Origin of the sequence: Photorhabdus thracensis, assembly GCF_001010285.1 — a bacterium.
GTDB lineage: Bacteria > Pseudomonadota > Gammaproteobacteria > Enterobacterales > Enterobacteriaceae > Photorhabdus > Photorhabdus temperata.
In genome coordinates, this window is the sequence record NZ_CP011104.1 from 2,721,079 (window position 1) to 2,746,986 (window position 25,908).

Consider the following 25,908-nt stretch of genomic DNA (forward strand, 5'->3'; position numbering starts at 1 on the left):
CCCATGTTAAATATCCAAAATCAAATGTTACAGCCACATTATGATGTGGTGATTATTGGTGGTGGTCAGGCGGGTTTATGTATCAGCCATTATTTGCAAAAAACAGGCATTGACCATGTGATATTAGAAAAAGAATCCGAGTTGACCCATAGCTGGCGCCGTAAACGTTGGGATAATTTTACCCTGGTGACACCGAACTGGCAGTGTCTATTGCCTGAACATCCTTATCAGGGAAAAGACCCTGACGGCTTTATGACAAAGCCTGAGATTGAGGCATATCTTGATGAGTTTATTGAAAAAACTAATCCTCCTGCCATTTTAAATATTCAGGTAGAACATGTGAAAAAAGTGGCGGCACATGAGTTTGTCATTAAAACCAATCACGGTACAACCACAGCCAAACAGCTTGTCGTTGCAGCAGGTGGATACCACACCCCGATTTATCCAAAACTCAGCGATGCCTTGCCTAAGCAGGTGAAAGTAATGCATTCGCAAGAGTATTTAAATGCAGATCAACTGCCCGAAGGAGCGGTGTTGGTGGTTGGGTCAGGGCAGTCTGGCGCACAGATTGCCGAAGATTTACATCTGGCAGGCAAAAAAGTCTATTTATCGACAGGCAATGCACCACGTTGCGCCCGATTCTATCGCGGTAAAGATGTGGTGAAGTGGTTGTTTGATATGGGTTATTACGAAACTACTGTCAACAATCATCGTTATAGTGAAGAAGTACGTAACAGCACCAACCACTATGTCACCGGCCGTGATGGTGGCCGTGATATTGACCTGCGCAAATTTGCCTTAGAAGGTATGCAACTGTTCGGATATTTTGATGACTTTAAAGAGGGCCAATTCTGGTTTAAACCCAATTTATCAGAAAACCTGGACAGTGCCGATGCCACTTATAATCGTATTAACGCCTCGATTGATGAGTATTTAGCGAAAAACAATATTGCAACCGATGAACCTGCCTCGGTGTATCAACCTGTTTGGCAGCCTGAACAGGAAATCACCCATATTGACTTAGCAAAAGAAAATATTACTTCCGTGATTTGGTGTATTGGTTTCAGACCAGATTATTCATGGCTTGATTTAGATATTTTTCAAATCAATGGTTATCCAAAACATGACCGTGGCATTACCATCGATCCGAATGTCACGTTTATTGGTTTGCCATGGTTATATACATGGGGTTCCGGGCGTTTTATGGGGATTGATCAGGATGCCGCCTATGTGGTGCAGCATATTGAGCAACAAATAAGTCAGCAAAATATAGATATATTACCTACTTTGATTAAAGGTGCTAAATCTGAAATTAAAGGTAAAAGAATATCACATTCAGGGGAGTCCATATAAAGGCATAACGACAGGTCATTAGCATCTCTCTATTATTTAACGTTGATAATATCGTTCATTTCAACAATTGATGACATGACATAATCATTATAAGAATAATAATTTCCAAAAAACATATCAAAAGTGTTTTATATTTATTCACTGATATTTATCCGAGAATTAACCAATGTAAAAATCATATCTAATGTATCACTAATGTATTAGTATATAATAAGAGAAAAACTTTCAGTAATTATTAAATTCATACTAAATAATATACCTCTTCGATAAATAAAATACGTTGGCCTTTAGCTAAGGATAAAAAACATGAAAAATGACACTTTATATGACCCTATTGCACATCTTTACGAGAGCTTTTCAGATGCTGCTGCCCATATCAAAGTAGAAATCAGAACTATCTTCGATCTGGCAGGAGATATACACGGGAAATCAGTGTTAGATTTAGCCTGTGGATATGGTCTTTTTAGTCGAGAATACAAAAATCGTGGTGCGTCAAAAGTCATTGGAGTCGATATATCAGATAACATGATAGCAATTGCGAAAAGCAAATCACAACAATACGGTGACGATATCGAATTTCACGTAAGAGATGTCTGTAAGATGGAGTCATTTGGCAAATTTGACATAGTCAATACAGCCTGGTTATTCTGCCATGCAGAATCTATTGAAGACCTTGAAACTATGTTCCGTGTCATTGCCGCTCATCTCAAGCCTTCCGGTAAACTCATTGCGTATACCGTTGAACCTGATTATCGATTAGAAAAAGGGAATTATGAAAATTATTGTATAAAAATTCTAAGTGAAGAACTCGTGAAAGACACAACCCTCATGAGAGCTGAATTTCTTACCACACCACCCAGCCCTTTCACTATGTATCATTGGAGTCGTGAACAATATCAAACAGCGATCCAAAAGGCGGGGTTCAAACAATTTAGATGGCAAAAACCAATGCTGTTAAAAAGCGATATTGATAATCATCCCCTAGGTTTTTGGGATGATTATCAACGAAATTGCCTTGATACAGCGCTTGTTTGTCAGTTTTAACAAGATAACCCCCGAGATCCGCAGTCTTTCCTACACAAATCCCCCGATAAAAATCGAGGGATTTTTTTAAATTTCCTTCGTGCCGCTTTTCCCAGCGCACTATAAAGCCCCCAAATGGAGGCCCCATCGGTTACTCGTTCAAAGAGTTGAGTGTAAGTGTGCCGTTACCCAGCTCGATGGGGCGTGGTTTATCCGCATCCAGTTCATCGCGTTTGATCACCAACCGCCAGTGATTATGGGCCGCATCCGGTGTATGGAACAGCCCCACTACCGCCACAAACCGCGCGGCTTTCTCCATCGGCATATCCAGTGCCACACTCCCTTGCGGCGCCACCCTGATATCCCGCTGTGCCAGCCAGTCCGCTTTAAGCGCCTCACTATCTCCTTTTAACAGTTCCGCATAACTGGCTTGCTCAAAGGCTTTATTGTCCTTGAGTTGATAAACACGCACCACCGTACTCAGTGGAATTTGTGCACTATTGGTGTTAAGCGCACTGCGGGCATTGAAATCCAGATGCAGTGTCTTCACCTGCTTATAGAAAAGGGATTCAGTCACGGCGGCAGTACTGTCGGATAGCGTCTGCGTCAGACCACACCCGGTTAACCCCGCAGCCACTAGCCATACCATACCGCCCATGATGACTGATTTAAAATTGATAACCGCCATTTTCGGCCTTCCTATACTGATAACCAGGCAATAGCCCCTGATAGCATCCCAGATTAATCGTGACCATCCCTGAAATAATCTGTGCTCCCGGCTTCAAACCGAGTACCCCGGTACGACCTAATCGGACACGCTGCTTCCCCAATTGCGCCGGCGGTAATATCCGTTTAGGCAAAGTGAGCTGTAACCGCACACTGCAACGCCAACCCAGATAAACACGCAGCAACGCCAGTAGATCGGTATGCAATTCCCCTTGCGGCAACCAACCCTGAGCTTCATCAGTATCTTCAGTATAAAGATGAAGCCTCATTTGGCTGCTAATATCTGTCCCCACTTTACCCAACACCGGACGCTGAGAAAGCGTTACTGAATGATGTCGGCTCAACCGGGTCGGTCGGGTTAGCCATACCAGCTTACGATCATGTGGAATGATCCGTGCCTGCGTCAGGGGGGCCAACAATTCCACCAAATCAATCACCCCTTCGGCTGTCCGGGTTGGCAACCGCATCGTGCCAATCAGGGCCAGAAAGCGGGAAACGGGTGTGGCGATATGCTGCTGACTGCCCGGTATGCCCAGGCCAATCAGCCCAAGCAGATATTGTGATGTCTTGTCTCTCCCCCCTGGCTGATAAGTCGCCGGATAAGAGTATTTACGCCAGATACGGTAATACTGGGTCATCATCCGATGGTTAAAAATATCCAAAAAATCTATCACGCTCTCATAGCCTTCACGCTGCTGAGCGATATCATTCAGATAAGCCGTCGGCAACGGTGAATCCACACCGTACAGGCCGAGAAACGTGGTACGCACGGTCGGTGGCTGCTCCGGCTGCGCCTCATCCCATTCCACATGTCTCAATTCACTGGCGGGAAATTCCATCCCCGGATAGGGCCGAAAACGGATGGGATCATCAGCAGGCGAAATCGTACTGCCCAAAGGCGGACGCTCATCCCGCCGGCTTTCCAGCAACTGACAGAAGCGATAGAAGTTAAAACCGTAAATATTCGGCGCCAGCCGCTGCACTAGCCGGGAATACGCTGATTGTGATTTTCTTTCCATCGTAAACATTTCTCTGAAGGTTGAAGAAGTAGAGTCAACTGGGTAAACAGATGAATATCGGCATACAGCGCAAAGAAACGGTTAAGCATTTCACCAAATAGAAAAATATCGCCATCGCCGGTGAAGCCGTTACTGTTAAGAGTGATTTCAATATCAACCCCCCGCAACAGAAAGCCCTTTTCAAAACGCTGAATCAAGGTATGTTTAACCCCGATAATGGCATCCAGACGGCGGTAATTCATCTCATCATCTGTCCAGTTATACAGCCCCAACGTCCCACGCAATATTTCCGGATTATCCATCATGCTCAGAAAGTTGGAACCGAGATGGCTCAATATTCGCCAGTGGAAACGATCATTCGCCGGGGGGTAACAGGGCAGCGTCGGTGAACACAAGTTTTTCACCGACAATTTGCCCCCGGAAGCTTGTAATGTCTGTTCAAATTGCGCATTACGCAGTGCCTCACGGGGCAACTGACCATTGGTGCCTGTGATACGCAACGACAACATTTCATCATCAATATCCGGATCATTTTCAAACGATTCACCGCCAAGGATCAGCCAGGTATCATGCAAACCGGAAGGGCCGGGAGAGACTCGGGTGTGGTAGTAACGCTCCGGTGCGGTCTGGCGCATGATGCCGCCCCGATGGCGGAAACTGCTAAACGGCACAAAATGTTGCTCCTCACCCCGTCTGAAAGAGAACACCTCATCCACCGAGTAAATTTCAGTATGACCGTCCTGAATGCGCATCGGGCGCAACAAATACTCATTTTGCATCGGTGAAATGTGCATCGGATCCGCTTCAACACTAAACAAGTTGATCACCGGGACACAATGCAAACGGATATTTTCCGCCGCAAACGTCAACTGATACGGCCACAGTTCACTCAGTACGATGTCCAGTTCAAACCACGGCGTACCATCAGGGATGTTCAGCGTGTCCAGGCCGTTGAGGGCCACAAACATAAACTTTTCACGGAAAGTAAAATATTCCAGCAACAGTTGATAACCACTGAACGCACTTCCCCCTTTCGGCCACAGGACATCATCACTATCAAAACCCATGGGTGAAAAATAACCCTCAAAACGGCAACGCGCCATCTCCGGTAGACGCAGATAAATGTGCTGGGTTTGTCGGGTCAACGCCAAATGCAAAGCAGAACTCACCGGACTATCCGCCTTGAGATACAGGGGCAGTCGCGCCAAATCGACTTTATCCCACTCCGCCAACCGACCACAGTCGAAGCGCAGACGGATCACTGAACGCCCATCAGCTTCATTTTGCACCGTGGCGGCAGTGATATGTAACGGCGTAATACGCATATCACGGGTGGTACGGTAATAGCAGCGGGTCCGACCAGCCCCTACGGGCTGGGATACCACCTCAAACCCTTTGGGCATATTTTCACTTCTCTGGAGACTCTGATAATCAGGGGCCAGCTCAACAATGGAAAGAGAAGGGATCGTCCGCATATAATGCGGCCATAGCAGGCTAACCAACCCTTCCGTCAATTCCGGCAGATCATCGTCAAGCTTCTGACGCATCCGCCCCATCAGAAAAGCAAAGCCTTCAAGTAACCGCTCGACATAAGGATCGCAATCCCGCCCGTCGTCCAGATTCAGCATCGCCGCCCGATCCGGGTGTGCCTGTGCAAACTCTTTACCTGCCTCACGCAGATAGTGCATTTCCGCCTCGTAATAGCGGAGAATAGGATCATCCATATTATGACTCTCATGGTTGTGACAAAAATACCGTTGCCGGTTCAGAATAAATACGTCGTAAAGGGACAAAACAGTTCATTAAGGTCATTATTGCCACCGGTTTTATTCTCCCTTGACGCTGAATATCTCCGCCGGCAACTGGAACCCTTTCAGTTTCAGCAATGCCATCGGCCCCGTATCCTGTTCAGTACGTAAAACCCAGCTCAGAGGCACCCCCTCCGGTGTGGTAAACGTCAGACGGTAACGGCTTTTCTCCAGCGCTTTCACTTGCGCCTGCTCCAGCCAGCGGATTAACCCCCAGTCGCCAGGATAGTCGCCAAACAGCCTCGCCCCGGTGTTCACCCCCGTCCACGTCAGCACCACACCGGGGTTATCTCTGTCACCCGGCCAGCGTAAACGTTGCCAGCTTTCCATTTGGTTAAAATAACGCAGCGTCTGGCCGTCTATCGTCAGGTCGGTTTCCGCCACATCCCGCTCCGGTTTCGCCCGCAGTTCAAACCGCAGCCCCTGACCGCCATTCGCAAACACCCCATCCGATAACTGGCTCAGTTGATTAATCGCCGTCAGAAATGCCGGATTAAAATGCAATCCCTGGCTGTCTGCGTTATCCGCCACCCAACGTTTCCCTTCTTTATGCAACAGGCCCGCTAACTGACGATGCAAAAACTGCTCTATCCGCCCGGAATCCGCCTGAATAAACTGCCCCAGCATCGGCAGGGAAGCCTCATCCTCAGCCGCCGCAAACGGGTAACGCCCACTAAAAGCGGCTCGCCAGTCCGACACCACCGCATCCTGCCACTGCGCATTAAGACTCGCCTGCGCCGGTTGCAGCACTGTCTGCCACGCCTGCGTTAACGGCTGCGCAAACACCGTCTGACCAAAACCGCTCCACTCCGCACCGAGACTGGCGGCCATCAAACTGCCATATTCCTGGGTATCGGTCAGGTCAACACTTTTGCCCTGAAATACCGTCTGCGCCAGCGCCTGCATCTTTTCCTGCGGGTCATCGGTATTGGCAATTTGTTGCAATTTGAGACGCACACGGGTCACTCGCGTCAGGAAGGTTTGCAGGCTGAGGGCGCTGTCCGTCGTCATCATTCCTTGCGAGCGGCTTTTCCCCATCAACGCCAGCAACGGGCCAAAGGTCTTGTCCATCGGCCCCGGTGGACCGCCCTGCGGCTCAATCTCCAGAGCATTATTTTTCCGGAACAGGTTTTGCGCTGATTTAACTAACGAATCCGATAAGGCCGGGTCCTGCTGCCCGGTTTCGCCCTGATAAGCTAATGTGTTCATCAGCGCAATCAGCGGGGACTGGCGCACATCAGCCATCAGGGTTAACTGGTCGATGGTGTCGGAAAGCGTATGCGCTTTATGCCAACGCAAACTGTTGAGGAAGTTCAGCCAGGCGCCCGAAAAATCCGTGAAGTAACGTTCCGTCAGACGTGCCTTTAAGGCCGCCGGTGAAACCCTATCCGATACCGGCTGATGCCCGTCGCTTAAAACCCAGTCAATGTCTTCCCGCCGGGAAGCCGCCACCGCGTCTATCGCTTTCCGGACCTGCCCTTCCCAGGCCTGACGGGTAAACATCCCCGGCACGACACCGGTTGCAGTAAATAACTGCCCGGCATCCGTCTCTCCGGTCATCTGTTCCAGCCGCAAATCACCGTAACTGTGGGCGACCTGCTGCAACACTTTCTGGTAGAGCGTCGCGTCGGCATTGCGCTGCCCCAGCTGATTCAGCAGTATCTGACGCACCTCGCTGACCAGTGGCCTATCCACCGGGATTTTCCACTCCGGGTGTTGCGGCAAATTCCGGGCATAAAACGCCAGCAGTGACGCCCCGGTGTTTTGCCATAAGCCATCGGTAACCCCTTCACGGTGCGGCCACTCCGCCATCAGTATCCGGCTCATAAAATCCGCATCGGCTTTTTCCGGCTGGGCCATCATCAGATAGGCTTTTAATTGATGGTATGCCCGTTGACTCAACTTACGGCGCTGTGGGCTGTCAGACGGCAAATTGACCCAGGCAACCAAACGCTGGTGCAAACGCCGGGCGGCCTCGTCACGCATAAGCCGCGTATTATTGCGCTGATAAACCGGCCACAGGGCCCTAAGCTGCGCCGCGTTCTGATTCAGACCGAAGCGGCTGTACCAGGGAACGCCCTCTTCTGTACGGTACAGTAACCGGTCAATCTCCCGTTGCAGGGCATGTTGACTCAGCAGATGGGTCGATAACGGGCGGTGCATATCACTGGCCTGACTGACCCGCTCACGGCTCAGGGTTATCTGGTGGCGGTTAGCGAAAAATGACGTCACACTGCCCACCCCCCACAGGACCGTCAACACAATCAAGCCCCATTGGGCGCTTTTTTCCCACGGGAAACCGACAACTTGCCCCCGGACGCGACGGACATCTTCCCGTATCCCATCCCAACTGGCATCAGCCCACCAGCCATGCTCCGTCATCCCCGGCGGCACCGCCAGCGGTAAACTGAACATCACCCCCGCCAGCCATATCGGTTGCCGGGTTAACAGCGGACTCAGATGACGAACCCAGAGCTCCACTCCGCCCGTCAACATGTGCTGCGCCAGTCGCAACAAGAAATCATGCCGGTTCTCCGCTAACGCCTGCCCAATTCCTCGAGCGGTCAGTTGCGGCGGCAACTGATTCAGGCACTGCTCAAGCACCTGCGGCGTACATTCTTCGGGCAATAAACACCCAATCGTCTGCGTCGGGCGGTCACGCTGCTCCCAGTTGCTGTGCCGCACATTCCACACATACACCGGCGCCTGCCAGCCAAGCTGCCGGCCCTGCTTCTGCAACATCCGCAATGCGGTCTCCATCTGAGGCCGCTGGCTGAGTTGCGCCTCCGTCATCACCCACACCACGCCATCCAACGGACGACGGCGGCGCAACTTACGCAGAGCTTTCAACTGCACACCATCGGGTTCGGCCTGCGGGCTTCCGCCCCACAGCAAAACGGTGTCATGGCCTTCCAGCCAGTGTTGAGTCGTTAATCCCGGTGCAATCGCCTCTGCCTGTTCCGGTTCGCCCATCACCAGCAATATGCGCACTTTGCGACGCCAGAAACGGCCATAACACTGGTTAAGATGAAAATTGATAACCTCAACATACTCATCTTCAGAGGAATGAATTTTTAAACGCTTTTCCTTGGCTGGATACAGCCCTTCTTGTTCGATTGTCCTTCTAATATATTCCTGTCGATAGATTCCGGCGATTATCGGTGCAAGATGAAGTACACCCAAGATCAAAACAGCCAATCCCCAGGCAAACGTTTTTTTATAATTTTCATCCAATCCGACTTTTTCACCATAAAACCAGATACAAAATGCCAGTACAGAAGCAATGACGATAAATAGCAATGCATTACCGGCTCTGGTCCATTTATTACCGATTATTTCCATTGCTCCTCCAATGTCTGAACGGTATTTATCACCCAGTTACATTCATTTTTTGACAAAACTAAATAACTTCCTGAATTATATTGAGATAGATCAATAGCCAATCCAGTCGTCAACCAATAAGCGCCGGGACCGGGTACACCTATAAACCTTTCGATATTCTCAATATGTTCCAGCTTTAATGCTGCATTCTGTTTTTGGATCACAGACATTATTTGTGAGAAATATGAATGCATACTGCCATTATCCCCTATCATGTCTGTCGCCATTTTGGCGGGTAATTGGGTACTGATAAAGATTTGGAATTCTTGTTCAAAATCTTCTGAATAAATTTCCATAGGCCGGTATATTCTGGCTTTCTCAGCCAGATTAAATTTTTTCGTCAAATCATCTGTTGCGATAAGAAATACAGCTAGACCTTCTGAAAACTGTTCATTGCTTTCAATTTGCATCAATATCAATAATTGCACTTCACTGGTGGTTTCTTTTAACCAATTATCAATATGCATTGCAGACAAATGAGGCGATATATTTAACTGAGATAACGGCTTACCAGAAGGAAAAACCGACTGCCAGCTTTCCTTCAGCACACTCTCTAATTTTTCATATTCCTGCTCAACACAATTAGTGATAACGGTTGCACAGATTAACTTATCCGGCAGTATATCCGAAATAGTTTTTTCCACACTATGCAATAATATCTGCATTGAGTCACGCCATTTATCTTCTGACCATGAAAAATAATCTATGACTTTTCGCTTGCCATATTGAACTTCAATTTTCGATTCTTCCTGTACTATGGTGGCAGCGGTAATATTCTCCGGCAAAAATACGCAACTGTATAACACTGACATATATCGGCCCGCCCAAGATTGCCATTCTTTCTCAACATGTTGGCCCTCTTTATGCCAAAGACGATACATCTCCAGCCAGTAACCAAAGAGATATAAACGCAGCCCAAATGCGGTAAGCCATATCAAGCCGACAACGCCAAAGATCATCCACCACAGGGACTGCCTGATAAATTCAGACCATAGCAGATAGCCGGCAATACAGATGCCAACAATAGCAATCAATGAAACCAGCCAACGCCATAATACGGGAGGGACAGGCTCTTGTTGCATGGTTATAACAGGTTTATTCCAACCCATATTTACCTCATTGAAACATGTAGTACACTTGAGATAACCTGACAAACACATAAAGGGGTAGAAAGATATTTAATTACACTGAATAAAATATCATTCACCCTAAGTTTCTCGATTTTATCGTGCAGAAATGAGTCTCATTATCCCAAGATAATATTAATCACACTCAGGCGAATGAAGACATTAATAAAACCACAAAAGAAAATAATCTTTATTTCATGGAGTTATCCATTACCAACACATCATTAATTTCGCATTTTAAAGTTATCCACAACATTGCAGAACCTGTATTATTGATTCAAACTGGGATTCAGCAGGTTTATTAATTTACTGCCGTCATCGGGCTGAACAGAAATCTCCTTATATCGCCAATGACCTGAATGCTTCTCAGCATCAACATACACTGTAGCGCCGGAGCGATTTCCTTTAATGGGTATTTCCAATGCCGCTTCGCTATTACTGATACTACCAGAAACAAACCAGCCCACCTCAATAGGCTGCCCTAATATATTCTTTACCACAGAACTGGATTGCGCCAATGATAACGCTTTTTCATAAGGCTCCGAGGATTTCATTGAATGAATGATTATAGCGAATACACCGCCGATGATAATAGGCATCATGCAAAGAATAACCCATTTCCATTTTCCTGCCAACCAACGGTGTTTTCCAACAAGAGAAGGCGTACCCGTCATGGATTCATTATCAGTCAGAGACCACTCTTTTTTTATCTTCATATCTTTAATACCTTATCTATTATGGCAGAATGCCATGTTAAAAACATTTTTTGATGATAAATGCTAACTTATTACTAAGATTCGAATATAAGTACAAATATCATTGTTCAGATAAATGATTGCTATTTTCTATAACTACGCAGACCGTTTAGTACCTAAATTTACCGTCTGCCAACCATGTTGTTCAACCACAACTTGTGGACAGCTACTTAATAACGCCGCATTCACCGGTTTCAATGGTTCATTGGCATTTGCCTGAACAATAGGTAGTGAACGATAAATTTTCCGTAAATTCTCAGCATAATGGCTCGATTGGATCGTAACCTTAGCGGCAAAAGGAATAAAATTATCACTGCGCCCATAATTTACCGACGTTTCACCTTTGCTTAAAAAGGCAATAACTTTCGCTTCATTGATCTGCCAATTCTTTTCCCCATCAGCCGTCGGAATTATTTCCACATGTTGCATCACATTTTCATAATCACGCTTTGACTGTATCCATTTTAACGCCGCCAACACTGCTCGCTTACGCTCATTGAGTACAGAACCTTCCCCACACTTCTGCTCGTCATGATTCACCGGGTTTACCACTTCCCGCCAGAGGTTAGAATCAATCAGAACGGCAATTACCTCCCCTTTAGTTTCTAATGGCATAGACTTCAACATATCGCCTTGGCTGGCATTGATTTTTTCCATCAGTTCCACCCGCGCTTCTTTATTGCTGCGAATGCTTATTAAGTCTGGTGTTAACTTTTTAACTTCTGGACGATTAATGACACAGCGAAAACCATAGCCAGGAAGGTAATGACCGCCATTTTTAAAAACGTCAGAAGATGTATTGCCCCTTGTCACTGTTGTGCTAAGAGATTCATCTTTGCCAGCTATGCCCCTCATTACCTTTTTATCACCATGCTCAGGCCCTTGGGGATTACGCTCTGGTGAATTCTGATAATAGTCAGCAGCATACCAGTCATTAACCCAATCCTGACCATTCCCCATCATGTCATACAACCCCAGAGGATTCGGCGGATAAGAACCTACCGGGCTAAAACCATCTGTAAAATTCTTGCCCAATTCAAGACGGTTATTATTGTTCGCAAAGATAAATAACTGACCACGACTACGCGCTGCATACTCCCATTGCGCTTCTGTCGGTAAATCCACCGGCTCACCACTGACTTTACCCAACCACTGGCAATAATCCTTAGCCTCTTGCCATTCCACCGAAGCAGGATAGTTATCTCCCGTAATCCGGGCAAAATACTCGCCAGAGTTGCCTTTCAAACTGTTATACGCTTCTGATTTCGGCTTCCCCAAAATTGCCCGATAGCGGTTAAGCTGGCCCCATGTCACTTTGTATTTAGCGATGCTAAAACTGTCCAGAGTCACCTTATGCTCTGGTTTGTTATCCTGATCCGGGGTGAGGGGAATGTGTTTACCCATCTGCGGGCCAAAATCGCCCATCATAAAGCTACCCCCTTCCACAGGTACCATTTCCGCCAATGCTTCTTTCACCAGTGTCTGCGGTTCTGGCTGAATTTTCTTTTCACCTTTACAACCCACCAGTGTCAGCAATGCCAGCCCAGCTATTATGGGATAACACATCGTTCGTTTTATCATTTCAATATTTCCTCGTTGTTGTGGGAATTTTTTAAATCTAAATTAGCGTTTTTGGCTTTAAGAAAATTGACTACGCAGCGAAAGCCGTATCCCGGTGGGTAATGTTTTTCAAAGTAATTTAAAGCTACTTTGCCACGATTAATAACATGATTCCCCCATATATCAGCTCCCATTTGGCCTCTGATTACTTTTTTTTCTCCTTTTTCAGGGCCTTGTGGATTATGTTCTGGCGAGTGCTGATAGTAATCAGCAGCATACCAATCATTAACCCAATCTGTGCCATTACCCATCATGTCATACAATCCTAACGGATTAGGTAAATATGAGCCGACCGGACGAAAATCATCGGTAAAATTTTTCCCTGGTTCATACACATTGTTACTGTTGGCAAAAATAAATAATTGACCACGACTACGAGCCGCATATTCCCATTGTGCTTCTGTTGGCAAATCTACGATCTCTCCACTCATTTTACCCAACCACTGGCAGTAATCTTTAGCCTCCTGCCAACTCACTGAAGCCGGATAGTTATCTCCAGTACTACGGTCCAGAAATTCATAGTCAGGATCTGAAGACTTTAAGTTTTTATAAATTGCCGTTTTCGGTAACCCCAGAATAGCCCGATAACGATTAAACTGCCCCCAAGTCACCTTATATTTTGCGATTTTAAAACTGTCCAACGTCACCTTATGTTCCGGCTTGTTATCCATATCAAAACTATAAGGCAAGTGCTCTCCTACCCGACGGCCAAAATCCCCCATCATAAAACTGCTACCTTCCACTGGTACCATTTCCGCCAATGCTTCTTTCACCAAAGCCTGCGGTTCTGCCTGAACTTTATTTTTATCTTTACAGCCCGACAGTGTTAGTAATACCAAGCCTGCTACTAAGGGATAACAGAATATGCTTTTCACGATTTTGCTACCCCCTGTTTATTGAGGGTGTCGCAAAAGGTCATGTTATCCATTAAAATCTGCGCTCTTCCTTTAGGCGCAGCTCTTTTATGACCTTATTCATTCGAAAACGGGAACCGTCTGCTTACACCAAACGTCAGTTTGTCAAAGCTCAGCACTTACCTGTATTGGATGGCTCCCTTTCCCTTTCTGATTATCTCAGGCAAATGGGGGAGCGTTGCGCATTTATTGTTGCTGACATTCTTGATGAGCAAGATTGGGGCCCCTTTGAACGCCATTATGCTTCGACAGGGAGAGCCCCTTATTCTCCACGCTCCATGATGGGGATCCTGCTTTATGGGATCATGAAAGGACACTGCTCGCTCAGAGAACTTGAACGACTTGCGCGTTTAGATTTAGGCTGTATTTTTGTCAGCCAGGGAATTACGCCCGATCATGCCAGTCTTGGGCGTTTTATTTATCAGCACCAATCCGTCCTGACGGGACCGTTTTTTAAGGCACTGACCTTATCCATTTTGCACCGCAGTCGTTCGGACGGCTCGTGCCTGGCCGGTGACGGGACAGTGATAGAGGCGGCCTGTTCTCATTACCACCTTTTAACTCAGGAAGCGATTTCACGTGAAAAAAATACTCTCACGGCTACCCCTGCCACAGCGCAGACAGAAAAACGCATAAAGCAATTGGAACAGGGAGCCAACGTATTACGGCGCCGACAAGAAAATCGCGAAAAAAAAGGGAAGGATGCCAGCCAACTGCGTATCAATCCAACAGAACCCGACGCCGTCGTCCAGAAACTCAAGCGGGGAAGGGGATTTTCAACTTCCTATAAACCGTCTGTTTTAGTCAACAACAGACGTATTATCGTCGCTCAAACGGTCGACCCCTCCAGTGAAACCCAAGTGATGGCCGCGTTATTGGCGCAGAATCTCACTATCTCGGGAGGTCACCCGGAAAAGCTGTTATTGGATGCCGGTTATTTCCATGACGATGTGATTGCTGAGGCGAAGAAACATCAGATCTGGCTGTTTTGTACAGAAAATTCAGACCGACAGCGTGCCCGAAAAATCTATCCTAAATCCTTATTTACTTATGATGCTGAGCAAGATTGCTATATTTGTCCTGCTCATCACCAATTGTCCCTGCAAAGTACAGTGAAAGCCACTGAAAAAACGCGGACCTATCGGGTTTATCGCGCTGACAATTGTGCCGGATGCCCGCAGAAAGCGGGCTGCACAAAGGCTAAAGGAGGAAGAAAAATAAAACGTTATCCGGAAGATGAAGAGCGGGAGACACTTCGTTTGCATATGGCCCGACCGGAGTCAAAACAGATATTGAGTCAACGGAAGAGCCTGGTAGAACCGGTATTTTCGGCATTACGGGGAATTCAGAGACTGGAACGCTTTCGGCGTAAGGGATTGTCAGAGGGCGTTCAGAATTCTGTGTCACGTTAATTGAGCGGTTATAACGTTATCACATTATCCAAACGCCCTTCAAAGTAAATATAGAGTTGCGACAGCGTTAGATTCCAGCTCTGTATTGGCATTGTCCATTTTTCCTGTGCATTGAGAAGCCCCAGATAAAGCAGTTTCATCAGACTGTTTTCATTCGGGAACGCCCCTTTAGTTTTTGTCAGTTTCCTGAACTGACGGTGGACTGACTCGATGGCATTGGTTGTGTAAATGACCTTGCGGATGCCCGCCGGATAGCGGAAATAACCCGACAGGTTACCCCACTTACGACGCCAGCTCTGGATGACTACCGGATACTGTTGACTCCATTTCGCATCCAGTTCGTCCAGCGCGCTTTCTGCTGCGTCTTTTGAGACCGCACGATACACGGGTTTCAGATCAGCCATGAAGGCTTTGTGGTGCTTTGAAGCCACGTATTTGATGGAGTTACGGATCTGGTGAATGACGCACAGCTGCACCTCCGTTTGCGGGTATATGCTGTTGATCGCTTCCGGGAAACCCGTCAGGCCATCAACGCAGGCGATGAGAATATCTTTCAGTCCACGGTTTTGCAGGTCTGTCAGCACGGATAGCCAGAAGTTTGCGCCTTCGTTTTCAGACAGATACAACCCAAGGATTTCCTTTTTTCCCTCAAGATTGAGCGCCAGTACGGTATAGACAGCCTTACTCACGTAACGACCCTCCTCACGGATTTTGTAATGGATGGCGTCCAGCCAGATAAAGGGATAAATGGCTTCCAGCGGGCGCTGCTGCCACTGTTTTAACTCGGGAATGACCTTGTCTGTCACAGCGCTGATGGTGGCACTAGAGACGCTGAAGGCGTACAGGTCTTCAATTTCCCGGCTGATATCGGTGTAGCTCATCCCGAGGGCAAACAGGCGGATAATCTTCCGCTCTATCTCGTCTGATAACGTGGTCTGGTGCTTCTTAACCAGTTGGGGCTCAAAAGTCCCATTACGATCCCGTGGTGTAGCCAGTTCAAAGTTACCGGTCGGGGCTTTGATGGTCTTTTTGGTGGAACCATTCTTCCGGTTGGCCTCAAGGTCATTAGCCAGATAGGAGTCAAGTTCGGCAACCAGAGCGGCTTCAGTAAGTTGCTTAATCAATGGGGTCAGGATGCCATTCTTACCGGTCAGTGCCTGACCCTCCTGAAGCGCTTTCAGGGCTTTGTCGAAATCGAAAGATTGAGTCATTTATCATTCCTTTTTGAGATATATTACTGGAATGACACAGAATTTCTAACACTCCCGATTGTCAGCGGTAAAGCTGGAGTTTTCCCTGCATGCAATGGCCTATAACTTATCAAGAGCGGTGGCTCTGATATTAGGGATTATTTTTAGCCTGTTATCCATACAAATAACAGGCTGCCCAAAGTCAGTGATTGAATTTAACTTGATGCTTGAAAAAGTGACCTCAACCCTTTTGCGACACCCTCTATTAAGCGGGTTCACTGTCGGCTTTTCTCCGTCATGTGAGTCTTTTAAATCTAAAGTTGGATTCTTGGTTTCAGAGTAGTTAACTACACAACGAAAACCGTAGCCCAGTGGAACAAGTTTTCCATTTTCAAACCAATCCTTATCCCGTGTAATAGTGGTACTGAATACTCCATCCCCCCCACTCATTCCCCGCATCACCTTTTTATTTCCATGTTCAGGGCCTTGCGGATTATGCTCTGGAGAATGTTGGTAATAATCAGCTGAATACCAATCATTAACCCAATCGGTACCATTACCCATCATGTCGTACAATCCCAAGGGATTAGGTGGATAAGAACCAACCGGACTAATTCTAGAAGCAAAATTCTCTTTATAACCATACTCGTTATTATTACTGGCAAAGATAAACAACTGTCCGCGGCTACGGGCTGCATACTCCCATTGCGCTTCTGTTGGTAAATCCACTTTCTTACCACTCATTTTTCCCAACCATTGGCAATAATCCTTGGCCTCCTGCCAATACACCGAAGCAGGATAATTATCTCCAGTACTTCGGTTGAGATATTCGTAGTCAGGATCTGAAGATTTCAAGTCATTATAGGATGCCGTTTTCGGTAATCCTAGAATCGCCCGATAACGGTTAAACTGCCCCCAAGTCACCTTATATTTTGCGATTTTAAAACTATCCAGCGTTACCTTATGTTCCGGCTTATTATCCATATCCAAGCTATAGGGCAAATGTTCTGCTACCCGGCGACCAAAATCCCCCATCATAAAACTGCCACCTTCCACTGGCACCATTTCCGCCAGTACTTCTTTTACCAAAGACTGTTGTTCTGCCTGAACTTTATTTGTATCTTTACAACCCGCCAGTGTTAGTAATACCAAGCCAACTACTAAGGGATAACAGAGTATGCTTTTCATCATTTAAATATTCCTCACATAACCGTGCTGCTCAATAACCACCTGTGTAATACTTTTAAACAACTCTGTGTTTACCGGTTTCAGCGGTTCATTTAAGTTTTTCGCCGCTTCCGCACTAGCAGGCAGCCAGTCATAAATATCTTTTAAATTTTTTGCATAATGGCTAGGTTCAATAATAACTTTGGCAGCAAAGGGAACAAACTTATCACTACTCCCATAGACTCGTGGAGCTTCACCTCGGCCCAAAAAGGCAACCACTTTCGCCTCTCCCGCCTTCCAGTCATTTATTGCTACATCGGGATCTTTCCCTCCTTCACCCGGTACTTTATGCAAATTCTGCATGACATTTTCGTAGTCGCGTTTTGACTGCACCCATTTTAATACCGCCAATATTGCCCGTTTACGGGCACTGAATACCGTCATGAATTCACCCTTTAATTCACGGTTACTGGCTGGACTCGCTACTTCATCCCAGAAATTAGTTTCAATTAGCGCAGCAATCATTGCCCCTCGAGTTTCTGGTGGCGCATATTTCAGCACATCTCCCTGACTGTCATTAATCTTCTCCATTAACGCCACCCGTTTTTCTTTATCATTCCAAGATCGTTTCAAATCAGAGGTTAAGCCATTAATACTCTCAGCTATTACGGTTTCTCCCAGCTTCAATAACGGCATCATACAAAACGCGTAATAATGCTCCTCAGCCATCAGCTCCAACATCTTCACATAATCCATATTGCGCAACATATAGGCCAGGCACGGCATAAACTCTTCCCATATCGCCTCGCCATCAATATCAAAACCGACCGCTCCTTTAGCGCCAACACCCCAACACAGACCACCTTTGGCAACGACACGAATACGGCCATTCCGATAACTAAACGACACAATGCCACTGAAACCTTCACCAACCTGTCCTGTAACACCAACACTCACTTTCGCCAGCGGCCGAAATTCCATTGGATTCTTTTCCGGGTTTTTCCACACCAGGCCACCACTGACATTGGCACCGTACTCTGCCCCGACAAACATACTCAGCTCCCCTCCGCTATTCGATCCCTCCAACAGCTTGGAGACATCCACCTTGCGACGACCCGGTACACCATTGCCATCCAGCGCCATTTGTACCGGCACCCCTTTCGCCACATCCCCTTTCAGGTTCACTCCCACCTCAATCCCCAAACTGGCTCCCACACTGCCCGATAGTGTCAACGTCAGGTCAAACCGCCACATTCCTAACACGCCCTCGCTGCCATCCTTGCGCGGATAACACAGCTTCACCCCTGTTCTGTCCGGTAGATAGAGCGTTGCTCTGGTGCGAGATTCCGCCAGAGCAAAATTGGCATAAAAATTGGCTTTTCCTGAACCCTCCAACAGCCCCTTTATGCCATTTTTTGTGATTTCCAACGGATTCAGTGAGGCTTTAACCCCGGCGCCGTAAGACCAGCGCATGAGTTGTGATTCCGAACTGAACGAAATGTGCTCCCCCTCATATGGCGACATTTTCAGGCTGTCATTCAGGTCCTGCGCCCATTGCCCCCAGACACCACTGTGATCATTAATCAGCTTTTTATCTATCACGGTTAATGAAGGTTTGAGTTTTTTAATTTGCGACTCCAGTTTCTTCCCATCTATCTCCATTCGGGTACGGCTGTTGCCCTCTTTATCTGTATACGGCACTTCCCGTAAAAAGCTTTTACCGCCGCTTTTCTTATCCTGATCATTCAGCTTATAGCGCCGCCAGTGGCTTTTGATTTTGTCTGACCGGACATAGGTGTACTTGTAGCCCTGATACCCCTTATCCATCGCGATCAGTTCAGTGATACCAATCGCGCTTTTTTTGGCGTTTTCATCCAGTAACGTGGTTTTAGGCAAGTTCTCCAGTGGACTTAATGTCTTCAATTGATTATGCAGTCGATCACAAGCACCATTGAGTTCGTCATACGCCGCTTTAAGCTGCGCTTCATACCCATAAGCAGGCACCATTGTTTGTCTGGTACACTGTTCAGTCAGCGTATCCAACTTCAATTCAGCCTCAATGCGCTGTTCCACGCAGTGACTGAGAAAGTTATACTCTGCCTCCAAAGCATGGATATCTTCCTTATCCACAAAAATCAGCGTTTCACTGTCAGGGTGAAAATAAAGTGCAGGCTCTGCCTTTACGTGCACATCGGTGTTTTGTGGCTTTACAGCAGTTTTCCCGGTAGATACGGCCATAAGATTTTCCTCTCAGAAACTTAAAAATGTTCGATATTCAGCTTGTCCGGCATCACCGTATGGATCTCAACAGTTTTACCGTTTTCATCACTCCTCCCTTCAAATACCTGTCCATCGGAAGTGGTAATGCGATAACGCTTATGAGGTAGAATTTGCCCGCTATCTTGATCCTTCAAAGTGAAAAACCCACTAAAACCCGGTGATAAAGCCGGCGGCGGCGCATTAAAATTCGTGGCTCCCATCACTTGTACGTTGGACGTTTTCAGCAGTATGTTGCCGGGACAACCCAATTCGATATTGCCGTCTTTAATCCGAATATAACCCCCGCCACTGGTCAGCAAGATTTCCTGACTGGCGCTAACCGTGACTTTTCCCTCCACACTGGTAATATCAACATCCTTTTTCGCCAGTGTGGATAACCCATCGTCCTGCGCCTGTATCTCCAGTTTTCCCTGATGGGCAAATAATTTCATGCCGGACTTTTGCGCAAACAGATTCACCGACTCACCGCCAACAGCCGTAATGTCTTTTAATGCACTGATATCCGCATTTTTTCCCGCGATCACTCCGACACTGCTGTGACCCGATGCCACCCTGACCGTCTTAGGGCTGATAATCCCTATTCCTTGTGGCGCATGCATCAGTATTCCCGGCTTTTTCAACCCTGCCAGCGTCTGGTTAAGTGCAGCCTGTCCCGCAGAATCTCCCGGTTTACCCTGGCCGATCTCTGCCGCCTGCGATAATGATTTAGCGATAGACAATGCGGTTTCTAACTGTTCGATCACTGCCGACATCTCCAGTTGCTGTCCTGAAGCTTTGGTCTGCTCATCCGCACTGATAAATAACCCTTTCCCGGCACGAATAGTTCCCCAGTCGTCGGTTCGCAGCTCAAAACCTTCACCGCGTTTATTCGGATGCGGTCTCTGCCTATCCACCAGATGACCCAGATTAAGCTGGCTTTTACCCCCGTACTCGGTACTCAGTTTGATGTGTTCTTTGCCGCGCTCATCGTCCATGCGCAGTTTGTTGTTAGCCGGTGTACGCAGCACATTGCGTTTGTAGTTGTAGCGGGTCACATGATCTTCATGCCGCGAGTCATGCAACGCATGGGCGATATAGGGCCGGTCCGGGTTGCCCTGTTCAAACGCCACCGCCACCTCCGTCCCCTGAACCAAAGGCCAGTGGAAACCGTAGGCGCTGCCCGCATACGGGCGGGCTAACCGTACCCACAGGCTTTCTCCTCCCAGCGGCCATTCATCCAAATCAAAATCAAATTTGATGCGGTAACGCCCCATCTTATCGATATGACCGTAGGTGTCGTTCGGCCAGTCACTGGTCACCCGCGCCGGCACGGTTCCCGCAATGACGGGCCGGGCTATCAGGGCTGGCCGGTAGCTCATCATTTCGCTGTAGGGAATACCACTGAAACTGACCAGGTAGTTGCTGTCCCGCCGCGCGCTGCTTTGGGTTGACACGATCAATAGCCCTTTCTTCAACACCGTCGGGCTTTCTCCTGTCACTTCCAGTACCTGGCCCGGCGCTAAGAGCGGCGACGAGCTTTTGCCACAAATGATGTGCTGACGGCACAAATCGCGCTCATGATGCAGTCGGGCATAAAATGCCGCCGTTTCCACCTGTGGCCGGATCTTTTCACCCTGAGTCAGAAAGTGGTCACCATAGCGATAAACCTCGCCTTCCGTCGTCGTATCCCGTTCCCGTGTGACCTGAAATTGCAGGTCACTCCCCACTTCCCGGTAGTTGTAGTCACGCACTTTCACTCCCTGCGTGACCACCTGATGTTCAACATGCAAGCCCCACACCGAGTCATTCGCGTTGTGATTCATCCCTGCCGGGTTATGCAACGGCAACAGCACGTCGTACTGATAATTGCGCTGATTATCACCAAACCGGACCACGGTAATACCCAGACGGCTGTCCACATCGAAGCGGTACCAGATCCCCACCTCCGCCAAGATACGATGCACAAAATCCAGATCACTCTCTTGCCACTGCACGACCAGTTCCCGCTTTGGGTAATCCTGAGCCAGTGTGAACAGAAAATCCTGCCCCCGGAAAGCGTGTCGTTCACGCAAGATCTTTTCCACAATGTCCGGGACCGACTGGTTCTGGTAAATCGCACAACGGCGGGTATGACGCAGCAGCGCCAGATACGGCTCCAGACACACCTGATAGTGCGTTTCATCCCGCGAAGTGGAGATCCGGTTAAAACGGGTAATCACCCCGTGTACCTTGCGCACCTGACCGGGATTATCCGGCGCCTGCAAGGTAAATGTCGCGGATTGCTTCAACATCACCACCGGGTCGATATCCCGTGTGGTACTGGTGAAATCAATGGTGTAGCGATACGGCGCGCATAAGTGTTCTTCCCCAGTGAAGCTGAAAACATCCAGCACCGCGTCACAACGCCGAACCTCAAGCTGGTAACGGGAGTGGCCTTGCAGCCACAGTTTGCCCGTTTGCCGTAATTGTTTATTCATCATTCGCTTTCCCCGGAATCAGGCTGATTTCAACTCTGCGGTTGGCCGCTCGCCCCGCAATCGTTGAATTGGTGGCGATCGGCTGTGCGGCTCCCTCACCTCGTACGGTGAAACAAGCAGGTGACCTATCGCTAGCTTGTAATATCCAGTCGCGTACCGCTTCTGCCCGCGCTAGTGACAGCGCCTGGTTTTTTGCAGTATCACCCGTGGAATCGGTATAGCCTGTTATCACTATCATCCAACCGGGTTTAGCGTTGATATCACTCAACGCATTCACCAAGGCTTTGACAGACCCCGCTTTAAGGCGTGACTGCCCAGGATCAAACAGTGATAAACTGTTAAGCGTTAACGTCTGCGCCTTATCGTTCTTCGGCAAAGCAGGTGGTGGCGCTAGCAATACCGCCTGGTTGATCGCCTTCATCAGAGGCATATAGAGGCGATCGCCTAAATAAAGCCCTAATCCCAAACGCACCGGCACACCATCACGCTGGTATTTTTCCAGCAATGCGGCATCAAGCCTGAGCTGATGGTAAGCCTGTGCCTGGGTACGATGATCTGTCATGCCGATGGCGTGATAGTGTTGTAAATCACTGCGTATATGACGCAACAGACGCTGGTTATTCCAGGCGCTGGCCGTTAAGGACAGGCAAGTAAACCCGGTCAGCAAGCCGATAGCCCAAACCCCCGCACGCCGTCGTGGTGTATCGCCGTTATGACGAGGCAACAAGCGCAGCATGGCATCAGGAAATGGCGGTGCGATCACCGTCCCCGATAGGCTGTGACTGATGCTGGGTAAGGTGGTGCGGGAAATCAGCCATTGAGTCCACAGGTTGTTTGCCAGCGGAGTTTGTGGCAAAAACATCAACGCCATGGCAATGGGATAGCAGGTCTGGCTGACAGACTCCTGCGATTGGCACTCACTCAGGACGTTTTCCGCCATCCAACGCTGCCATGCCGCCACCGCAATCACCTGTTGCAAACGCGCCGTACGTTGTGGCCTCTCTCCTTCGGTCAACCAAATATTCATGCCAACAGCAGAGTGTTCCTGACTCCATACCGTCATCATCGGACTCTCTGCCTGCAATTCGAACCACGGGCTGATATCGCCATCAAGATAGCCGGCAATCAGCATCGGTGTACGACATGCGGTCAATTGAGCCACCCTGGCAACCTGATAGCGAAACTCCCGAATTTGTGCCACCATCACCGGCTGATCGCGTTGCTGCTCAGGAAAGAGTGTCAGTAACACGCTGATTTGAGCGCCCCAGTCCGGTCTGACGGCAATGATGGCCTCTGCTAATGTGGCTATCTCATTTCGCCGGGATGCACAGATAAAACAGCCTTGTGGGGTGATGCGAACCAATTCCCCGGCAAACAGAGTTGCCACATTTTCCCCACAAGTCAGTATCACCGGCTGATGCCAGACGGCAGGTGGCAGTTCTGCCAACAAACGACGGAGACTTTCCTGGCCGGGCACCTCACGCATAGCACGTCCTGCTTGCCACCATGCAATCATCGCGACGATGAGGATCACCCCCAACCCCAGTGCAACAGACATGCTCCCTAACGGGAAGAAAAACCGGCATAGCATCGCCGCCAGAACGCAAGCCAAAAGCCACAGTGCTCGTTTGAATACGCAACTCAACGTTCTCTCCTTAGCCTTGCCCAACAGACAGACATTGCTGAAGATAGAGATGCAGACCCAACCACATCAACGCCACGACGACGACAGACAGGCCGCCCCAAAACCACGGGGAACATGAACGCCAGCACCGGCCTTGATGGCGACGCCCATTTACCCGGATTGCCTGATGGGGTTGCACCACCATAACGCCAGCACGCTGAGTCAATTCATCCAATAATGACTGGCGTTCCTGGGCAATATGCGCAAGGTCTTCCCCTTGAAATCCGAGCGCCAATATGCGTTGGAAACAGGCCAGCACCAACTGAGAGGGTTGCGGTTGATTCAACACATGGCGTATACGTTCAAACAACCACTCCCCTGCATAATGGGTATTAAAAAACTGCGCCTGCAACGGTGTTTTCAACCAGATTTCATAACCGTTATCCTGAACCGGACGTCTCAATACGGTTTCATCCAGCAACGCACACAAGGCGTACATCATCTGATTGATGTTGTCTTCACTCACATCCCCTTCATTTAATCGCTGCCGGGCGGTCTCTATCAATTCAATCCCTTTTTGATATAACGCCTCACCGTGTGTCGATTCATCACCGTTTTTCAGCGCAATCACCCAGACTTCAATGTCAAGCATCAAATCATCAATTGAGATCACTTTATTCATGAGCGCAGTACCGCAAACAGTTCTAACTGAATACCCGATAATGTGCCGGGTACATAGAAAGCACAGCTACCCGCTTCCAGCATGGCTTTAGCCAACGGGTTATTCAGATCGAAAGCAAAATATTGGTTTTCCAGCCGCAGTGGGATCGCCGCCGGCACATGACTAAGCGGATGTAAAGGGATCCCCCTCAATGCCTGATTAATCAGCCGGTTAATATCATCAGGGGCACCCACTTTGCACAATTGTGGAAACTGGGTTTGCAGTAAGTGCGCCGGCATTGACGATCGTACAGAGAGATAGAAATCGGCTTCTTCTCGTAGACGTCTATCGTGAAGTGAGGCTTTCCACTGATTTTCGCGCACCACTTCCAGTTCAATAGCCACCACCCTGGATGGCAGGCTGGCTTCCAGTAAGGTGCTGATAAGCCGCATCAACGGCGGGAGAACATCACTTAATTGATCGTGTTTATAATGCGGGATGACATCAAGATCATGATCCAGAGAGAACGTGAGCAACGCGCCGGCCAACTTGACCAGTTCACGGTAGATGATTTCCGGGTGCAGTGCAGGAGCAGCATTAAACCCATTCAACACCGGCTCATAGCTGTTGAGCGCATTGAGCAACCAGAACAATGACACATCAGCAACAGCAAAATCCGCCATTCGTTCATTACTCTCGCGGCGCATCCCCATCAGACGACTGCGTTTAGTACGTAGCTGCATGAGCAGCAGATCGAGCTGTTCCAGTAGTGGCGGATGAGCAGCGAAAGAAATCAGCGGAGGAATAAAGCGGTTATCGAGTTTCCAACCCGCTTTCTCATCACGCACCAGACGGGCCAGAGGACACGTTTGGTAAGCCTCATTTTCGTCATGGGCAAAGCGCAAGGACAGTGCATGGCGCTCAACCGCAATGGACTCACACGTACTGCCGTACCGGTCCTGCACCTCAACCCATTCCTGCTGATAACGTAGCGGTGTCTGGCTCGGTACCATCGCCTCACTGCTCTGACGACAGTTTCCCCCATTGGCGTGCTCCAGGGGTAACGCGAGTAATACCTCGACGGTACTCAACTCATCGGGAATGATTTGCTGCAAATCACAAGCCGCAGGCAAATTATCCGCGTGATCGGTATCAATCAGTGTGCCATCCTGTAAACGGACTCGGAGATGTTGAACTTTCAGGCGACCTAAGCGCAGTGCATCCTGATCAAACTGAATGTTATCTATCCCCCAAGGGTGGATCACCCCCAAACGAGCAACACAATTGTTAGTCAACACCTCCCAGCGTACCTGTTGCTGAAATTGTTGCGGCGACAAAAAGGTATCCTCAATCCAAAGAGGACGTAAAATTCTCATCATAATCTCCTGGTGA

The 25,908-nt window shown here is 48.3% G+C and carries 17 protein-coding genes and 1 pseudogene; 3 read left to right on the forward strand and 15 right to left on the reverse strand.

From position 1 onward, the window contains the following. The first annotated feature begins 3 nt into the window (after positions 1 to 3). Positions 4 to 1,353: an MSMEG_0569 family flavin-dependent oxidoreductase gene (locus VY86_RS11785; RefSeq protein WP_046975071.1), complete on the forward strand. Its 1,350-nt coding sequence runs from the start codon at positions 4 to 6 to the stop codon at positions 1,351 to 1,353. Positions 1,354 to 1,659: 306 nt separating this feature from the next. After that, positions 1,660 to 2,397, forward strand: a complete 738-nt coding sequence (locus VY86_RS11790; RefSeq protein ID WP_046975072.1) for a class I SAM-dependent DNA methyltransferase — start codon at positions 1,660 to 1,662, stop codon at positions 2,395 to 2,397. 130 nt (positions 2,398 to 2,527) lie between these two features. On the opposite strand, the gene tssJ is transcribed toward VY86_RS11790, so the two are convergent. The 8 genes and pseudogenes from tssJ to VY86_RS11830 form a co-directional block, all read right to left on the reverse strand. Beyond that, positions 2,528 to 3,064 carry a type VI secretion system lipoprotein TssJ gene (tssJ, locus tag VY86_RS11795; RefSeq protein ID WP_046975073.1) on the reverse strand — a complete coding sequence of 179 codons (537 nt, stop codon included), beginning with the start codon at positions 3,062 to 3,064 and terminating at the stop codon, positions 2,528 to 2,530. After that, positions 3,045 to 4,121 carry a type VI secretion system baseplate subunit TssG gene (gene tssG / locus VY86_RS11800; RefSeq protein ID WP_046975074.1) on the reverse strand — a complete coding sequence of 359 codons (1,077 nt, stop codon included), beginning with the start codon at positions 4,119 to 4,121 and terminating at the stop codon, positions 3,045 to 3,047. The genes tssJ and tssG overlap by 20 nt, the downstream gene beginning before the upstream one ends. After that, a complete protein-coding gene (gene tssF, locus VY86_RS11805; protein WP_046975075.1) occupies positions 4,085 to 5,845 on the reverse strand; it encodes a type VI secretion system baseplate subunit TssF in 1,761 nt (586 codons plus the stop codon). The genes tssG and tssF overlap by 37 nt, the downstream gene beginning before the upstream one ends. Before the next feature lie 102 nt (positions 5,846 to 5,947). Then, positions 5,948 to 9,271: an ImcF-related family protein gene (locus tag VY86_RS11810; protein ID WP_046975076.1), complete on the reverse strand. Its 3,324-nt coding sequence runs from the start codon at positions 9,269 to 9,271 to the stop codon at positions 5,948 to 5,950. Further along, positions 9,262 to 10,419, reverse strand: coding sequence for a Sec62 family protein translocation protein (locus VY86_RS11815; RefSeq protein WP_046975077.1), 1,158 nt, complete (start codon positions 10,417 to 10,419; stop codon positions 9,262 to 9,264). Before VY86_RS11815 ends, VY86_RS11810 begins: the two co-directional genes overlap by 10 nt. Positions 10,420 to 10,706: 287 nt before the next feature. Continuing rightward, entirely contained in the window at positions 10,707 to 11,153 is a 447-nt protein-coding gene (locus VY86_RS11820) for a cytochrome c oxidase assembly factor Coa1 family protein (RefSeq protein WP_046975078.1), read from the reverse strand. Between the two features lie 765 nt (positions 11,154 to 11,918). After that, positions 11,919 to 12,758, reverse strand: a pseudogene (locus VY86_RS26520) (formylglycine-generating enzyme family protein); the annotation flags it as partial. Positions 12,759 to 12,769: 11 nt separating this feature from the next. Beyond that, positions 12,770 to 13,585 (reverse strand): formylglycine-generating enzyme family protein, encoded by an 816-nt coding sequence (locus VY86_RS11830; RefSeq protein ID WP_238591459.1) that lies wholly within the window; start codon positions 13,583 to 13,585, stop codon positions 12,770 to 12,772. Between the two features lie 191 nt (positions 13,586 to 13,776). Here VY86_RS11830 and VY86_RS24755 point away from each other — a divergent pair, with 191 nt between their 5' ends. After that, a complete protein-coding gene (locus VY86_RS24755; RefSeq protein ID WP_158019948.1) occupies positions 13,777 to 15,138 on the forward strand; it encodes a transposase in 1,362 nt (453 codons plus the stop codon). Positions 15,139 to 15,146: 8 nt separating this feature from the next. Here the strand turns inward: VY86_RS24755 and VY86_RS11840 are convergent, their stop codons facing one another. The 7 genes from VY86_RS11840 to tssK all read right to left on the reverse strand — a co-directional run bounded on the left by VY86_RS11840 (position 15,147) and on the right by tssK (position 25,892). Beyond that, positions 15,147 to 16,349 (reverse strand): IS256 family transposase, encoded by a 1,203-nt coding sequence (locus tag VY86_RS11840; RefSeq protein WP_046974170.1) that lies wholly within the window; start codon positions 16,347 to 16,349, stop codon positions 15,147 to 15,149. A 99-nt stretch (positions 16,350 to 16,448) separates the two neighbouring features. Next, positions 16,449 to 17,519, reverse strand: coding sequence for a formylglycine-generating enzyme family protein (locus tag VY86_RS11845; RefSeq protein ID WP_071881018.1), 1,071 nt, complete (start codon positions 17,517 to 17,519; stop codon positions 16,449 to 16,451). Next, positions 17,520 to 19,733: a hypothetical protein gene (locus VY86_RS11850; protein WP_046975079.1), complete on the reverse strand. Its 2,214-nt coding sequence runs from the start codon at positions 19,731 to 19,733 to the stop codon at positions 17,520 to 17,522. A 20-nt stretch (positions 19,734 to 19,753) separates the two neighbouring features. After that, complete coding sequence (locus tag VY86_RS11855) at positions 19,754 to 22,234, reverse strand: type VI secretion system Vgr family protein (RefSeq protein WP_082111224.1); 2,481 nt, start codon at positions 22,232 to 22,234, stop codon at positions 19,754 to 19,756. Further along, a complete protein-coding gene (locus VY86_RS11860; protein WP_046975080.1) occupies positions 22,224 to 23,876 on the reverse strand; it encodes an OmpA family protein in 1,653 nt (550 codons plus the stop codon). The genes VY86_RS11855 and VY86_RS11860 overlap by 11 nt, the downstream gene beginning before the upstream one ends. Positions 23,877 to 23,886: 10 nt before the next feature. Beyond that, positions 23,887 to 24,537, reverse strand: coding sequence for a type VI secretion system protein TssL, short form (gene tssL, locus VY86_RS11865; RefSeq protein WP_046975081.1), 651 nt, complete (start codon positions 24,535 to 24,537; stop codon positions 23,887 to 23,889). Continuing rightward, positions 24,534 to 25,892, reverse strand: coding sequence for a type VI secretion system baseplate subunit TssK (gene tssK / locus VY86_RS11870; RefSeq protein WP_046975082.1), 1,359 nt, complete (start codon positions 25,890 to 25,892; stop codon positions 24,534 to 24,536). The genes tssL and tssK overlap by 4 nt, the downstream gene beginning before the upstream one ends. Positions 25,893 to 25,908 lie beyond the last annotated feature (16 nt).

Excerpts from the sequence above, each read along its gene's own strand:
- VY86_RS11785 (WP_046975071.1), top strand. The coding sequence starts at position 4 with ATGTTAAATATCCAAAATCAAATGTTACAGCCACATTATGATGTGGTG.
- VY86_RS11790 (WP_046975072.1), top strand. The coding sequence starts at position 1,660 with ATGAAAAATGACACTTTATATGACCCTATTGCACATCTTTACGAGAGC.
- tssJ (WP_046975073.1), bottom strand. The coding sequence starts at position 3,064 with ATGGCGGTTATCAATTTTAAATCAGTCATCATGGGCGGTATGGTATGG.
- tssG (WP_046975074.1), bottom strand. The coding sequence starts at position 4,121 with ATGGAAAGAAAATCACAATCAGCGTATTCCCGGCTAGTGCAGCGGCTG.
- tssF (WP_046975075.1), bottom strand. The coding sequence starts at position 5,845 with ATGGATGATCCTATTCTCCGCTATTACGAGGCGGAAATGCACTATCTG.
- VY86_RS11810 (WP_046975076.1), bottom strand. The coding sequence starts at position 9,271 with ATGGAAATAATCGGTAATAAATGGACCAGAGCCGGTAATGCATTGCTA.
- VY86_RS11815 (WP_046975077.1), bottom strand. The coding sequence starts at position 10,419 with ATGGGTTGGAATAAACCTGTTATAACCATGCAACAAGAGCCTGTCCCT.
- VY86_RS11820 (WP_046975078.1), bottom strand. The coding sequence starts at position 11,153 with ATGAAGATAAAAAAAGAGTGGTCTCTGACTGATAATGAATCCATGACG.
- VY86_RS24755 (WP_158019948.1), top strand. The coding sequence starts at position 13,777 with ATGACCTTATTCATTCGAAAACGGGAACCGTCTGCTTACACCAAACGT.
- VY86_RS11840 (WP_046974170.1), bottom strand. The coding sequence starts at position 16,349 with ATGACTCAATCTTTCGATTTCGACAAAGCCCTGAAAGCGCTTCAGGAG.
- VY86_RS11845 (WP_071881018.1), bottom strand. The coding sequence starts at position 17,519 with ATGATGAAAAGCATACTCTGTTATCCCTTAGTAGTTGGCTTGGTATTA.
- VY86_RS11850 (WP_046975079.1), bottom strand. The coding sequence starts at position 19,733 with ATGGCCGTATCTACCGGGAAAACTGCTGTAAAGCCACAAAACACCGAT.
- VY86_RS11855 (WP_082111224.1), bottom strand. The coding sequence starts at position 22,234 with ATGATGAATAAACAATTACGGCAAACGGGCAAACTGTGGCTGCAAGGC.
- tssL (WP_046975081.1), bottom strand. The coding sequence starts at position 24,537 with ATGAATAAAGTGATCTCAATTGATGATTTGATGCTTGACATTGAAGTC.
- tssK (WP_046975082.1), bottom strand. The coding sequence starts at position 25,892 with ATGAGAATTTTACGTCCTCTTTGGATTGAGGATACCTTTTTGTCGCCG.